The following is a 14,232-nucleotide window of genomic DNA, read 5'->3' as shown; positions in this document are numbered from 1 at the left end:
TCAACTTCTATCGTGGAGACATCGACACCGGTACAGCAGCGAAAGGAGCCGGACACGAGCGCGGACGACTGGTCGATCCAGGAGATCGCCCGACTCGCGGGCACGACGAGTCGCACCCTGCGTCACTACGACGACATCGGTCTGCTGCCGCCGTCGCGGATCGCGGCGAACGGCTACCGGCACTACGACGGCCCCGCTCTGGTGCGCCTGCAGCGCATCCTGCTGCTGCGCGAACTCGGGCTCGGGCTGCCGCAGATCGCCGATGTGCTCGCGCGGGAGCGCAGCGAGGCATCCGCTCTTCAGACCCACCTCGCGCTGCTGCGCGAGGAGCAGGCACGGCTGGCGCGACAGATCGCGGCGGTCGAGTCCACCATCGAGGCAGTGAGAGGAGGTGAGAACCTCATGGCAGAGAACATGTTCGACGGCTTCGACCACACCCAGTACCGGGAGGAGGTCGAGGAGCGCTGGGGCGCGAAGGCCTACGCCGACGGCGACAGCTGGTGGCGTGGGATGACCGACTCCGAGCGCGCCGACTGGCAGCAGCGCGTGTCCGACCTCGGGCGCGACTGGATCGCCGTCGCGGAGAGCGGCATCGATCCGGCATCCGACACGGCGCAGAGCATCGCGCGCCGTCACGTCGAGTGGCTGAGGGAGGTGCCCGGCACCCCCGCGTCCACCCCTGGCGGCGACGCCAGGGCGTACGTGATCGGGCTCGGCGAGATGTACGTCGCCGATCCGCGCTTCGGCGCGAACTACGCGACCGCCGCCGGCGGTATGCAGGGCGCCGAGTTCGTGCGCGACGCGCTGCGCATCTTCGCGGAAGCACACCTGTGAGCATCCCCCGGCCCGCGCTCGGCGCGGGTCGGGACGATGTCGCACGAGGGGCGTAGGGTCGTCGCATGACCCGAACGGCCCGCCGCGCGCGCACGAACGCGGTGCCGCTGTTCATCGTCGCGGCGTCCGCGTATGCCGCGAACTGCGCCCTCGGCGTCGCCGTCGCGATGCGGCTGATCGACACCCGCGACTTCCGGTGGGTGCATCACGCGCTCTACATCGCCACCTGCGTGACCACGGGAGTCGCGATCGTGCTCGGCTGGTGGGGCAGCCCCCGCGGCACCAGCCGTTCGGCAGTTCTCCTGCTCGCGCCCGCCGCCGTGCCGCTCGCGATCATCCCTCGAGTGCGCACGCACAGCCGACGGCATCCGCTCATCGCGCTGACCGCCGCGCCCTTCTTCCTCGCGAGCCTCATCCGCTCGCTTCGCCCCTCCGACCGGAAGTGACTGCATGGAACTCCTCGACGCCATCCGACGCCGTAAGACCACGAACGGCCCCTTCCTCCCCGACCCGGTGTCGGAGGAGCATCAGCGGGTGCTGCTCGAGGCGGCGGGGCGCGCACCGTCGCAGCTGAACAGCCAGCCCTGGCGATTCGTGGTGATCGAGAGCCGCGAGACGATCGACGAGGTCGCCCGCATCTCGGGCGAGAGCATGACCGAGGCGATGTCGAACGGCACGTTCTTCGAGCGCTACAAGCCGTACTTCCGCTTCAGTCAGGCCGAGATGGACGAGAAGCGCAACGGGATGCTGTTCGACAAGCTGCCCGCGGCGCTGCGCCCCTTCACCAGCCAGGTGTTCACCAAACGCGGACAGACGCTGATGAACACGTTCGGGGTGCCGAAGACGCTGGGCAGCGAGAACCGCAAGCTGGTCGCCGGGTCACCGCTGCTGCTGGGCGTGATGCTGGATCGCAGCGAGTATCGCCCCGGACAGCTCTCGTCGTTCTACTCGCTGTTCAGCATGGGCGCCGCGATGGAGAACATCTGGCTCACCACGGTCGAGCTCGGCATGGGCATCCAGTTCATCTCGTTCCCCATGGAGGTGCCCGGGCGTTGGGACGAGATCGTGAAGCTGCTGCGCGTGCCCGACGATCTCGAACTCATGGCGGTGTACCGACTCGGCTACCTGCCGCCCGACCAGCGTCGTCCGGCGATCGACTGGTCGAGCAGCCAGCGGCGCCTCGCCTCGCAGTACGTGTTCCGCGAGAGCTGCGAGACGCCCCAGCAGGGGTGGGATGCACCGCTGGGCTGACTCCGCGGATCAGCCCTCGGTCGTGCGCGGCAGCCGGCGCAGGTCGTTCAGCGCAGGCCCCTCGATCCGCGTGCCGTCGGGGGCGAAGCGCGAGGCGTGCAGGGGGCAGTCCCACGTGCAGTCCGCGTCGTTCCAGTCGACGACGCCGCCGAGGTGCGGGCACACCGCCGACACGGCGCGGGTGACGCCGTCGACGGTCGAGACCGCCACCGGCCGCCCCGCCCGGTTCGCGATGACGCCCTGACCTTCGGCCGGCTGTGCCACGGGAACAGCGGTGGCTTCGGCCTTCGCCCATCCGGTGACCGCGGCCGCGCCGACCTTCATCCCCTCGGACGCAGCTTTGGCGAGATCGGCGGGCTTCGTCAGGCGGGTGCCCAGCGCGATCATCCACTGCGGCCGGTCGCGACGGCTGACCTCGAGGATCTCGGTCGTGAGACGCTGGCCGGCGGCCGGGGCGTTCGACAGGCCCCACTTGGCGTAGCCGGTCGCGAGGCGGATGCGACCGAGCCCGCGCGGCAGCGCGCCGACGAACGGGATCTGGTTGTGCGAGGTGTAGTCCTGCGCCGCCCAGCGGTGCGTCTCGACCGCGTCGGGGAAGTACTGATGCGTCCACGCGATGATGTCGTCGATCGCGGCCGCCTCACTGTCGGCCCGCCCCACGGGGTGGTCATTGCCGCCCACGATCAGCTGAGCCGTGCTCCCGGGCCCGTCGGCATCGGAGACCGGGCGGATCGACCGGGTCGGGCTGTCCACCGAGAGGAAGGTCATGTCGGGCACCGCCCCCGGCACCCGGAACGACACGCAGTACGAGCGCATGCCGCTGATCTTCGTGAAGTACAGACCGCGGTCGAGGATCGGGTAGCCGGTCGCGAGCACGATGTGGTCGGCGAACATCGGTCCCTCGGGCGTTTCGACGCGTGCTGAGGGCAGCGCGCGCGCGCCGGTCACCCGAACGCCGGTGTGCAGGGTTCCGCCGCCCGCGATCAGCTCGTCGGTGAGCGCCCGGGCCACGGTGACCGGGTCGATCATCACCTGGTCATCCAACGCGACGGCACCGGCCACGGGGAACGGCGTCGATGACAGGGCGCCGGGAGTCAGCATCCGCGTCGGGAGTCCCGCCTCGCGGGCGGCATCGTGCTGAGCGCGCACGGATTCAAGGCCGTCGACCTGCTGCGCGTAGGTGTGGTCGGTGCGCCGCGTGTAGGAGACGCCCGCGGTGTCGGCGAAGGCGGTCAGCCAGTCCATGCCGTCGCGGTTGGCGTCGACGTACGCCTTCACGAGAGATGCCGGGTGGTGGCGGCGGATCTGCGCGAGCCTCTGACCCTGCAGCAGTGACACCTTGCCGGTGTTGCCCCCGGTCGCGAGCTGCGCGACCTCGCCCGCGTCGATCACGGCCACGTCGAGCCCCGCACGCGTGAGCATGACGGCGGTCGTGAGACCGGTGAGCCCCGCCCCGACGATCACGACATCGTGGTGCGCACCCGATTCGAAGGGCGAGCCGACGGGCAGGATCGTATCGGTCTTCCACAGTGGCTTCATGTCTTCAGTCAACGTGCTCGACCGCCTCGTGCCCAGCGGCTTGACATTCGTGGGGCGCGCTGCCAGCAGGCGACTACAGTGGCGAACGTGAATGCCCGCCGCCTCCTGCTCGTCGTCGCGGGCGGCACTCTCGGCACCGCCGTACGTCTCGCTCTCGGGCTCGTCGTCCCGGACGCGGGCGGAGTGCCGGTGGCGATTCTGATCGCGAACGTGCTCGGGGCGCTGCTGCTCGGCATCCTGGCGGCTCGCCTTCCGGCGTCGAGTGAGATGCGTCTGCTGCTGGGCACCGGAGTGCTCGGCGGGTTCACCACTTACAGCGCATTCATGACGGGCACGCTCGCGCTGTGGACGGATGCTCCGCTCATCGCCGCCGCGTACGCCGCCGGGTCGCTCGTGCTGGGAGTCGGCGCCGCGGCCGCAGGGCTGCGCATCGGACGCCCGCGCCGTCAGCAGGGAGCTGCCGCGTGAGCCCGCTGCTCTTCGTCGCCGCAGCGCTCGCCGGAGGCCTCGGCGCGGGGCTTCGGTATCTCGCCGACCTGGGCGTCGCGCGACTGGCCGGCCGGCGGTTCCCGTGGGGGATCCTGCTCGTCAACGTCTCGGGATCGTTCGCTCTGGGTCTGGTCGCGTCGGCTTTTCCCGACTCCGCGATCATCGTCGGGGCGGGCCTGCTCGGCGGATACACCACCTTCAGCACGGCCATGCTCGACACCGTGTTGCTCTGGCGCGACGGCGAGCGGGGCGCATCCGCCGCCAATGCGATCGGGATGCTGCTGCTCGGACTGCTCGCGGCGGGCGCGGGCCTCGCGCTCGGCGCCGCGGTCTGAGTCACGGGTCGACTCAGACCGCGGCGAACGCATCACGCGGGAACGGCGATCCGGTCACGCGCGGCCTGCGCGATCATCGTCGGCACGATGGTGGCGAGGATGTTGAGCACCAGCAGCACGAGAGCGATGCCGGCGAAGTAGCCCCAGCCGATGGCGAATGCGGCCGACCCGGTCGTGGCGGCGAGAGCGGGCTGGATGACCGCGATCATGACGGCCGACAGGAACAGGCCGATGCCGCTGCCGGTGACGACGACGATCACCGCCTCGAACAGCGCCTGACGGATCTGCTGCGCCGGTGTCGCGCCGGCGAGCTCCGCCAGGTGGATCTCGCGCTCGCGCTGCTGACCGGCCATGAACACCAGCACCACCGATCCGGTGACCGAGATCGCCAGGGCGAGGCCGACGAGGAGCGCGAACGACACGAACTCGGCGTCCTGGCCTCCTGCGGTCTGCAGCGAGAACATCCCGGTAAACAGGAACACAGCGACGGCGATCGAGCCGGCTGACGCCACGCATCGGGAGGTCGACGCGATCAGCGTTTTCCGCGCGAGGAACCAGGAGCCCGACAGGTGCTCCGGAACGATCCTGGTCCAGGCGCGCACGATCCCGATGACGACCAACGGCCCGCCGGCGGTCACCGCGACGATGCCGAGCATGCCGGCCAGGAGGGAGCCGTTGGTCGCGTCTTCCATCTTCGCGGATGTCACGGTGACGATGTTAAAGAAGACCGCGAGCGCGCCGCAGATGATCATCCGTATCCATCGGCGACGGTTCATCGGCAGTTCGCGGACGCCCTCGGAGCGGATCGCTTCGAGCGGGCTGATCGCGCGCAGCTCCTTGCTGACGCCACGAACAGCGGCCACACAGATCAGGGCGGACGCCAGGGCTCCGACGGCGAAGCCGGGGTACACGCCCCAGGTCGACATCGGCGGCGTGTACAGGAGGTCTCCGGCGCGCAGGATCTCTGGGAGCTGCCCTCCGGTGAGCAGGGCCGCGGTCGCCGAGAGCACGAAGGCGACGAGCGAGAGCAGGGCGACCTGGGCGCGAAGGACACCGACCATCTGCCCGTCAGTCATGCCGGCGAGCTGCCAGAGCGCCAGCACACGCCGGCGCTGGTAGACGATGGCGTTCAGGACGTTACGGACCGTGATCGAGGTCACGATCGCGACGATGAGGAAGCTGATACTCATGGCCGTGACGATGGCGGAAGGGAGGAACTGGAACATCTCCGGCGTCAGGGTCTCACCCGCTGAGGTGGTCACCGTCGGCAGCGTGGACGCGTCAGCGGTGGCGATCCCGAAGTTCGTGACGCCGATGAACAGCAAGCCCATGGCCCACATCGCACAGAGCTGTGTGACGGCGAGCACGACGAGCGAGCCCGCCCAGATCCGGATCGAGTGCCGCAGGTCGGCCATGACGAGATGGCGCACGATCAGGCCGCCTTGCGCAGCTGCACGAGCGTCTCGGCCACGCTCTCGCTGGTGGGGGAGACCATCTCGGAGACCAGCTGGCCGTCGCGCAGGAACACCACGCGGTCGCACTGTGCGGCGACCGTGGGGTCGTGCGTCGCCATCACGACGCACTGGCCGTACTGCTTGGCCGATCGCTGCAACAGACCGAGCACCGCGGCACCGGTCACGGTGTCGAGGGCGCCGGTGGGCTCGTCGGCGAAGACGATCTCGGGACGCGAGGCGATCACGCGCGCAATAGCGACACGCTGCTGCTGACCGCCCGAGAGCTCGCTGGGCTTGCGGTTCTCCTTGCCCTCGAGGCCCACCTCGGCGAGCGTGCGCAGAATGTGCGCGGTGTCGATCTTCGTCTTCGCCAGGCGCATCGGCAGTGCCACGTTCTCGAACGCGGTGATCGAGGGGATCAGGTTGTACTGCTGGAAGATGAAGCCGACGTGGTCGCGGCGGAACTCGGCGAGCTGCGCGCGGCTGAGCGCGGCCACGTCGGAGCCCAGCAGGAGGGCGCGGCCGGTCGTCGGCTCGTCGAGGCCGGCGAGGTTGTAGAGCAGCGTCGACTTGCCCGAGCCGGACGGACCCATCAGCGCCGTGATGCTGGAGGATCCGAAGGCCACATCGACGCCGCGCAGCGCGTGGGTCGTGTCGGCTCCGGACCCGAAGACCCGGGTGATGCCGGAGGCTTGGACGATGGGTGTGGATGGCATGCGAAAGCTCCTGTGCGTGGCGAGAGGGAAGAGGATGCCGCGGGCCGAGACAGGCGGCCGGGCGTCGAGTCGCTCTCACAGTAGGGAGCGCCGTGACCCGCGCCCAAGCCGCGCGGGGCCTTCCTGGCACATTTCGTCCCACAGGACGACGCCGGGGTAGTACCACGGCATCACTTCTGCGTCGATCTCGTGTTTTCGCGTCATGATTCGCGTTTGGCTGGTGCTGCTCCCAGCGTCTTCCCACCGGGCGAATGTACAAATGTACATGTACGGATGTTCGGGGGGGGTGGGCATGACGAAGGTGATGCGTCGACGACGCGACCCTGAAGCGCGCCGCCGCGAGATCGTCACCGCGGCCGCCGAGCTGATCGTCGAGGTCGGAGCCGACGCCCTCACGCACCGCCGCGTCGCCGCCCGTGCCGAGGTTCCGCTCGGTGCGACCACGCAGTACTTCGACACCCTCGACGACCTGCGTGCCGCCGCGTTCGGTGTGCTCGCAGAAGAGGTCGACACGCGTCTCGACGGCATCCGTCTCGTGCTCGCCGACCGCGGAGTCACCCCCGCCGTCCTCGCCGCGCTCATCGCCGAGAGCCTCGAAGACGCCCGCGCGGTGCAGGCCGAGCGCGCCGTGGTCACCGCGGCGGTCCACGACCCGCGACTGCGCGAACTCGCGCACCACCTGTCGGAGCAGCTCGTGAGCCTGGTCGCACCGGTCTACGGGGCCGACCGTGCGACCGCCGCCATGATCTTCATCGACGGGGTGATGTGGAGCACGCAGATCCGCGACACCCCGCTCGACTGCGCCTTCATCGAAACCACTCTGGAGCGGATCCTCGGTGATCCCGTCTCCGCTCCCGCCACCGCGCCCTCCGCACCCTGAACCGAGGAACAGCCTTGTCGAATCTCGCCGTCCTGAGCCTGAAGAACCGCGCGCTCATCGCCCTCGTCACGATCGTCGCCGCGGTGTTCGGTGGTCTGGCGCTGAGCAGCCTTAAGCAGGAGCTGATCCCCTCGCTCGAGCTGCCCAACCTGATGGTCATGACCACCTACCCCGGGGCGTCTCCGGAGGTTGTCGAGAACGACGTCTCCACCCCGGTCGAGTCGGCCATCCAGGGTGTGCCGGGGCTCGAGGGCACGACCGCGACCAGCACCACGAACGCGTCGATCGTGCAGGCGACCTTCGCCTACGGAACGAACCTCGCGACGGCTGAGCAGAAGATCCAGCAGGCACTCAACCGCATCTCCGGTCAGCTGCCCGAGGACGTGAGCCCCCAGGTGCTCGCGGTCTCGATCGACGACTTCCCGGTGATCCAGGTCGCCGTCACCGGATTCGAGGATGCCGAGAACGCACAGGCGGAACTCCAGAGCGTCGCCATCCCCGATCTCGAAGACGTCGATGGCGTCAACGCGGCGCAGATCATCGGCGGTGTCGGCCAGCGCATCAGCATCACCCCCGACGTCGCTGCACTCGCCGCCGAAGGCCAGAGCACGCAGGCGATCTCCTCTGCACTCGAACAGAACGGCACACTCTTCCCCGGTGGCGACATCACTGAGAACGGGCAGACCCTCACCGTCCAGACGGGCGCGAAGATCACGTCGGTCGAGGAGATCGCCGCACTGCCGCTGGTCGGCACGACGGCGACCATCGGCGACGTCGCGACCGTCACGCAGGAATCCGATCCGGTCGCCTCCATCTCGCGCGTCGACGGCGAGGACGCCCTCTCGATCTCGATCACCAAGCTCCCGGCCGCGAACACGGTCGACGTCTCGAAGGGCGTGATCGCCGCGCTCGACGAGATCGGCGAGGCATTCCCGGATGCCGAGTTCACGATCATCTTCGATCAGGCGCCGTTCATCCAGCAGTCGATCGAGAGTCTCGCAACCGAAGGCCTGCTCGGCCTCGTGTTCGCGGTGCTCGTCATCCTGGTGTTCCTGCTGTCCGTGCGTTCGACGCTGGTGACCGCGATCTCGATTCCCACCTCGGTGCTGGTCACCTTCATCGGTCTGCAGGCCTTCGGCTACTCGCTGAACATCCTCACCCTCGGTGCGCTCACGATCGCGATCGGTCGCGTGGTCGACGACTCCATCGTCGTGATCGAGAACATCAAGCGGCATTACGTGGGCGACGCCGACAAGGGCGATGCCATCAGGCTCGCCGTGCGCGAGGTCGCGATGGCCATCACAGCATCCACCATCACCACGGTCGCCGTGTTCCTGCCTCTCGTGTTCGTCGGCGACGCGGTCGGCGAGCTGTTCCGACCGTTCGCCGTGACCGTCGCCATCGCGATGGTCGCCTCCCTGCTGGTCTCCCTGACGATCGTGCCGGTGCTGGCGTACTGGTTCCTGCGCCCCGGCAAGCCGCTGCTCGACGAGAACGGCGTGGCGATCGACCCGGAGCACCAGGACGCACCGCCCACCAAACTGCAGCGCGCGTACCGTCCGATCCTCGGCTGGACCCTCCAGCACTCCTGGATCACCGTGCTCATCGCGGTCGTGGTGCTCGGCGGCACGATCGCCGCTGCGCCGCTGATGAAGGTCAACTTCCTCGGCGACTCCGGTCAGAACACCCTGACGGTGACGCAGGACCTCGGTCCGACCGCGAGCCTGCAGACCAAATCGGATGCCGCGGTCAGCGTCGAGGACGCTCTGCTCGGTCTCGACGGCATCGAGCACGTGCAGGCGTCGATCGGCTCGAGCGGCTCCGCCCTGCGCGACGCGTTCTCCGGCGGAGCGGGCGTCACCTACTCAGTGCTCACCGACGGTGACGCCGACCAGGAGAAGCTGCGCGCCGATGTGCAGGACGCGATCGACGGGCTCGGCGACGAGGTCGGTGACGTCTCCGTCGCGGCATCCGCCAGCTTCGGCTCCAGCGACATCGAGATCACGGTGTCCGCGTCGAACGCCGATGACCTGCAGACCGCGACGAGCTCCGTGCTCGATGAGCTCGACGGGCGCGACGGCGTCGGCCAGGTGACCGACAACCTCGCCGCATCGCTGCCGTACATCGCCGTCGTGGTGGATCGCGACGCTGCCGCTCAGCGCGGACTGTCGGAGGTCGCCGTGGGTGCCATCGTCTCGAACACGATGCGTCCCCAGCAGCTCGGTTCCGTCGAGATCGATGACACCGCGCTGACGGTGTACCTCGTCGCCCCCGAGCCCCCGACCACGGTCGACGCGCTCCGGACGCTGGCGGTCCCGACCCCGCTCGGCATCGTGCAGCTGCAGGAGATCGCGACCGTCGAGCAGCGCAACGGGCCGACGTCGATCACCACCGAGCAGGGCCGTCGGACCTCGACGATCACGGTGCCCCCGGCATCCGACAACCTCGCTGTCGCGACGGCTTCGGTCACCGCCGCGCTCGCCGCCGCGGATCTGCCCGACGGCGCCTCCGCCGAGGTGGGCGGAGTCGCCTCGCAGCAGGCCGACTCGTTCTCGCAGCTCGGACTGGCGATGCTCGCCGCGATCCTGATCGTCTACGTGGTGATGGTGGCGACGTTCAAGTCGCTGCGTCAGCCGCTGCTGCTGCTCATCTCGGTGCCGTTCGCGGCGACCGGGGCGATCCTGCTGCAGATCATCACGGGTGTGCCGCTCGGTGTCGCCTCGCTGATCGGTGTGCTGATGCTCATCGGCATCGTGGTGACGAACGCGATCGTGCTCATCGACCTCGTGAACCAGTATCGCGAGAAGGGGCTGTCGACCGTCGATGCGGTGCGCGCCGGTGGCGAGAAGCGTCTGCGCCCGATCCTGATGACCGCGCTCGCGACCATCTTCGCGCTCACGCCCATGGCGCTCGGAATCACCGGGCACGGCGGCTTCATCTCGCAGCCGCTCGCGATCGTCGTGATCGGCGGACTGATCTCCTCGACAGTGCTGACCCTGATCGTGTTGCCCACGCTCTACAACCTCGTCGAGGGAGCGAAGGAGCGGCGCCGCGCTCGCAAGGGCCCGGATGCTGACGGTTCGGATGCTGCGGGTTCGGATGCTGCGGGTTCGACCTCCGCGGCGGAGAACGCGCACGCGCTCACACGTCGCGAGCTGCGTCAGCGTTCCGCGGACTGAGTCGGCGCGAAAGCGGAGTCTCGGCGGAAGGAAGAAGGCTAGGCGAAGGTGATGCCCCAGCGCAGCGTCCAGCTCTCGTCGGGGGCGAGACGGCGCACGCCGAGACCGCTGTTGAACGCGTCGGCGGGAGCGGTCATCGGCTCGATCGCCACCGCGAGCTCCTGCCCCGGATACTTGTCGGTCGTGAAGACCTGCGCGAAGTCGAACCCCTCGCCCTGCCAGAGCGTGAGGCGGCGTCCGTCGGGGGCGGTGAGCGAATGCCGCACGAGTCCGTCGGCGTCGCGCGCGAGATCGGTGAATCCGGTGTCGAGGTCGATGTCGCCGAGGCGCACGCCCTCACGCATCGCGGCGTCGGCCGGACGGGTACCGGTCGGCAGCATCCGCTCGTCCGCCTCGAACGCAGTCTCGGCAGGCACCGTCAGCACCAGATCGTGTGTGTCGACGCCGCCGATCATCAGGAACGGATGCGTGCCCAGCGCCACCGGCGCGGCATCGGCCGAGCGGTTGGTCAGCGTGTGCGTGACCTCGATGCCGTCGGCCGTGAGGGTGTAGGCGACCGAGGTCTCGATCAGGTAGGGATAGCCGGTCTGCGGCACGATCATCGCGCTCAGCACGACAGCCGTCTCGGTCTGGGCGATGTCGTACGCGGTGAAACGCAGCAGGCCGTGGCTGGCGTTGTTGAGCTTCGGCTCCGAGATCGCGAGGCGTCGCGACGTGCCGGCGTCGTCCCACGCGCCGTCGCGCACGCGGTTCGGCCAGGGGGCGAGCACGACTCCCGAGCAGGACGGCGTCGGTGCGTCATCCGGATACGACGGGATGAGGTCGACCTCGCCGACGCGCAAGGAGCGGAGCGAGGCGCCGACCTGCGTGATGCGAGCGGAGACGTCGCCGAGCTGCAGGGCGACCTGGGTGCCGGTGGGAGAAACGAAGATCACCCCCTCAGCGTAGGGTGCCCGGCGCTCTCTCAGGTGAGTCCGGTAGACTCGTCGGGTCGGCTTCGGACAGCCGCGCATGGCGCGGACGTTTTATGAGTGTGAAGTGTGAGTCCAGGGGCCGATGGTGAGCGTCCATCGACGCACATGAACCATCACAGGAATAGCCCCTTCTCCGCTCTCCCCGCATCCGAGTTCTGCTCGCGGTGCGCGCGTGTGCGTGCAGCGCTGTTCTCGTGCGAGAACGAAAGATCCGACAATGCCCAAGAGCAAGAAGCCCCAGGGCGGGCGAGCAGCCCGCAATTTCGAGCCGCGCTACGGCGCCAACAAGACCTCGTTCCACGACCGTCACCACGCGGCCCCGTCGCGTGACGGTGCTCGTGACGAGCGCGGTGGACGCGCGGATGCCGGTGACCGGCGCAGCGCGCCCGCAGCCGGCGGCTACGACCGTCGTCCCGGCAGCCGCAGCGCCGGCCACCGCGGACACCGTCCGGCCGAGGCCGAGTCGGGCGCGCCCAAGCAGCGCTGGAACGCGCAGGAGCGCGCCGGTCGCGACGAGGCCCGCGGCATCCGCAACCGTGCCGAGTCCGGCCGTCGTGAGACGCCGCACCACCGCGGCGACGAGCGTCCGCGCCGCGACGACCGTGGCGCCCAGCGCCCGACCGGTCCCGGCACCTACCGCGACGACCGCGGTGGCCAGCGCTTCGACCGTGAGCGTCCGGCCGGCGACCAGCGTCGTGGCTTCCGCGACGGCGACCACCGCTCGGGCGAGAGCTCGCGCCATGACAACCGCAGCCAGCGTCCGACCGGCGCCGGCACCTACCGTGACGACCGTGGCGGCCAGCGCTTCGACCGTGACGAGCGTCCGCGCCGTGACGACCGCAGCAGCGCCCCGCAGGGTCGTGGCTACGGCGACCGCCCGAACCGCACAGACGACCGCCCGAACCGTGGAGCCGAGCGTCCCGAGCGCACCTTCGACGCCGATCGCGCACGCCGCGCGTTCGACCGCGACCGCACGCAGCGCTCGTTCGACGGCCCCCGCGACGAGCGTGGCCGTGACGAGCGTCCGCGCTCCGAGCGCCCGACGACCGGCCGTGGCGGCGACCGCAGCCGTCCGTCGACCGGTGGCGCGTACCGCACCGAGCGTCCGCGTCCGCTGACGTCTGACACGCGTGGGCGTCCGGCACGCAACGATCGTCCGAGCCGCAACGACTGGAACGCCACGTCGAGCCCGATCTCGTACTCGAACTCGAACTCCGCGAAGAAGTTCGAGCCGGGTGAGGACGTCGTGCACGACCGCCTCGAGGCCAAGTCCGTCGCGGCCGTCGAGGTCGACGGTGTGACCTTCGGCGACCTCGGGCTCGGCTCGAACATCGTCGACACGCTCGCCGAGCTGGGCGCGGCGTCGCCGTTCGCAATCCAGGCAGCCAGCATCCCCGCCGTCCTCGAAGGACGCGATGTGCTCGCCCGCGGCCGCACCGGCTCGGGCAAGACCATCGCCTTCGGTGCACCGCTCGTCGAGCGCGTACTGCAGTCGCAGGCCGGCAAGCGCCGTGAGTTCGGACGCTCGCCGCGCGCGATCATCCTCGCGCCGACCCGTGAGCTCGCGCTGCAGATCGACCGCACGATTCAGCCGATCGCCCGCAGCGTCGGCCTCTTCACCACGCAGATCTACGGTGGCGTGCCGCAGGGCCGCCAGGTGGGTGCGCTGAAGAAGGGCGTCGACATCATCATCGGCACGCCCGGACGCGTCGAGGACCTGATCAACCAGGGCAAGCTCGACCTCTCGGACTGCCGCATCGCGGTGCTCGACGAGGCCGACCACATGTGCGAGCTCGGATTCGTGGAGCCCGTGCAGCGCATCCTGCGTCACACGGCGGACGGCAGCCAGAAGCTGCTGTTCTCGGCCACGCTCGACCGTGAGGTCGCAGCTCTCGTCGACGAGTTCCTGATCGACCCGGCAGTCTTCGAGGTCGCCGGTGAAGACCAGGGTTCCAGCCAGATCGAGCACCGCGTGCTCGTGATCGAGCACCGCGACAAGGCCGAGATCCTCACCTCGCTGGTCGACCGTGCCGGCAAGACGCTCGTCTTCGCCCGCACCCGTGCGTACGCCGACATGCTCGCCGAGCAGTTCGACGACGCCGGCATCCCCGCGGTCTCGCTGCACGGCGACCTGAACCAGGCCAAGCGCACGCGCAACCTCGAGCGGCTCACCTCGGGTCGCGTGAACGTGCTCGTCGCGACCGACGTCGCCGCCCGCGGCATCCACGTCGACGACATCGACCTGGTCGTGCAGGCCGACGCCCCGGACGAGTACAAGACGTACCTGCACCGGTCGGGTCGCACCGGTCGCGCGGGTCGTTCGGGTCGCGTCGTCACGCTGATCACGCGTCAGCGCCAGCGTCGTATGACCGAGATGCTCGAGCGCGCCGAGATCGACGCGCCGTTCGAGAACGCCCGTCTGGACGACGACGTCATCGAGGAGATCGCCGGTCGCGTGCCGACCGCCGCCGACCTGACGAGCTGATCGCCCAACCGTTCACAATTCAGCAAGAATCACCCCGAAGGGCCCCGGAACACGTGTTCCGGGGCCCTTCGGCGTTGTTTCTGCTGAGTTGTGAAC

At 69.4% G+C, this 14,232-nt stretch carries 12 protein-coding genes; 8 read left to right on the top strand and 4 right to left on the bottom strand.

What is annotated here, in order from left to right:
* The first annotated feature begins 12 nt into the window (after positions 1–12).
* The 3 genes from AC2D10_RS09630 to AC2D10_RS09620 all read left to right on the top strand — a co-directional run bounded on the left by AC2D10_RS09630 (position 13) and on the right by AC2D10_RS09620 (position 2,085).
* Positions 13–834 (top strand): MerR family transcriptional regulator, encoded by an 822-nt coding sequence (locus AC2D10_RS09630; protein WP_484707386.1) that lies wholly within the window; start codon positions 13–15, stop codon positions 832–834.
* A gap of 65 nt (positions 835–899) precedes the next feature.
* Positions 900–1,280: a hypothetical protein gene (locus tag AC2D10_RS09625; protein WP_484707385.1), complete on the top strand. Its 381-nt coding sequence runs from the start codon at positions 900–902 to the stop codon at positions 1,278–1,280.
* Between the two features lie 4 nt (positions 1,281–1,284).
* Positions 1,285–2,085 carry a nitroreductase family protein gene (locus AC2D10_RS09620; protein WP_484707384.1) on the top strand — a complete coding sequence of 267 codons (801 nt, stop codon included), beginning with the start codon at positions 1,285–1,287 and terminating at the stop codon, positions 2,083–2,085.
* A 9-nt stretch (positions 2,086–2,094) separates the two neighbouring features.
* On the opposite strand, the gene AC2D10_RS09615 is transcribed toward AC2D10_RS09620, so the two are convergent.
* The gene (locus tag AC2D10_RS09615; RefSeq protein WP_484707383.1) at positions 2,095–3,624 is read right to left on the bottom strand and encodes an FAD-dependent oxidoreductase; all 1,530 of its coding nucleotides are present in this window, start codon (positions 3,622–3,624) and stop codon (positions 2,095–2,097) included.
* An 87-nt stretch (positions 3,625–3,711) separates the two neighbouring features.
* Between AC2D10_RS09615 and AC2D10_RS09610 the strand changes: the two genes are divergently transcribed.
* Positions 3,712–4,092: a CrcB family protein gene (locus AC2D10_RS09610; RefSeq protein WP_484707382.1), complete on the top strand. Its 381-nt coding sequence runs from the start codon at positions 3,712–3,714 to the stop codon at positions 4,090–4,092.
* Entirely contained in the window at positions 4,089–4,448 is a 360-nt protein-coding gene (locus AC2D10_RS09605) for a fluoride efflux transporter FluC (RefSeq protein WP_484707381.1), read from the top strand. Before AC2D10_RS09610 ends, AC2D10_RS09605 begins: the two co-directional genes overlap by 4 nt.
* A 32-nt stretch (positions 4,449–4,480) precedes the next feature.
* Here AC2D10_RS09605 and AC2D10_RS09600 read toward each other — a convergent pair whose 3' ends face one another.
* Both AC2D10_RS09600 and AC2D10_RS09595 read right to left on the bottom strand, forming a co-directional pair.
* Positions 4,481–5,878 (bottom strand): FtsX-like permease family protein, encoded by a 1,398-nt coding sequence (locus AC2D10_RS09600; RefSeq protein WP_484707380.1) that lies wholly within the window; start codon positions 5,876–5,878, stop codon positions 4,481–4,483.
* 2 nt (positions 5,879–5,880) lie between these two features.
* On the bottom strand, positions 5,881–6,618 hold the full coding sequence (locus tag AC2D10_RS09595) for an ABC transporter ATP-binding protein (RefSeq protein WP_484707378.1): 738 nt from the start codon (positions 6,616–6,618) through the stop codon (positions 5,881–5,883).
* 292 nt (positions 6,619–6,910) lie between these two features.
* On the opposite strand from AC2D10_RS09595, the gene AC2D10_RS09590 reads away from it, so the two are divergent.
* Together AC2D10_RS09590 and AC2D10_RS09585 are read left to right on the top strand one after the other, a co-directional pair.
* On the top strand, positions 6,911–7,498 hold the full coding sequence (locus AC2D10_RS09590; RefSeq protein WP_484707376.1) for a TetR/AcrR family transcriptional regulator: 588 nt from the start codon (positions 6,911–6,913) through the stop codon (positions 7,496–7,498).
* A 14-nt stretch (positions 7,499–7,512) separates the two neighbouring features.
* Positions 7,513–10,677, top strand: a complete 3,165-nt coding sequence (locus AC2D10_RS09585) for an efflux RND transporter permease subunit (protein ID WP_484707375.1) — start codon at positions 7,513–7,515, stop codon at positions 10,675–10,677.
* Between the two features lie 38 nt (positions 10,678–10,715).
* On the opposite strand, the gene AC2D10_RS09580 is transcribed toward AC2D10_RS09585, so the two are convergent.
* Complete coding sequence (locus AC2D10_RS09580; RefSeq protein ID WP_484707374.1) at positions 10,716–11,612, bottom strand: aldose 1-epimerase family protein; 897 nt, start codon at positions 11,610–11,612, stop codon at positions 10,716–10,718.
* Between the two features lie 256 nt (positions 11,613–11,868).
* On the opposite strand from AC2D10_RS09580, the gene AC2D10_RS09575 reads away from it, so the two are divergent.
* Entirely contained in the window at positions 11,869–14,136 is a 2,268-nt protein-coding gene (locus AC2D10_RS09575) for a DEAD/DEAH box helicase (protein WP_484707372.1), read from the top strand.
* Positions 14,137–14,232 lie beyond the last annotated feature (96 nt).

Source organism: Microbacterium sp. PI-SA-G, assembly GCF_057215335.1.
The sequence above is the reverse complement of the archived record's forward strand: the minus strand, read 5'-3'. Positions and strand labels throughout refer to the sequence as shown.

Bases quoted from the DNA above. Each gene is read 5' to 3' on its own strand.
- AC2D10_RS09575 (WP_484707372.1), top strand. From the start codon at position 11,869: ATGCCCAAGAGCAAGAAGCCCCAGGGCGGGCGAGCAGCCCGCAATTTC.
- AC2D10_RS09625 (WP_484707385.1), top strand. From the start codon at position 900: ATGACCCGAACGGCCCGCCGCGCGCGCACGAACGCGGTGCCGCTGTTC.
- AC2D10_RS09615 (WP_484707383.1), bottom strand. From the start codon at position 3,624: ATGAAGCCACTGTGGAAGACCGATACGATCCTGCCCGTCGGCTCGCCC.
- AC2D10_RS09620 (WP_484707384.1), top strand. From the start codon at position 1,285: ATGGAACTCCTCGACGCCATCCGACGCCGTAAGACCACGAACGGCCCC.
- AC2D10_RS09595 (WP_484707378.1), bottom strand. From the start codon at position 6,618: ATGCCATCCACACCCATCGTCCAAGCCTCCGGCATCACCCGGGTCTTC.
- AC2D10_RS09590 (WP_484707376.1), top strand. From the start codon at position 6,911: ATGACGAAGGTGATGCGTCGACGACGCGACCCTGAAGCGCGCCGCCGC.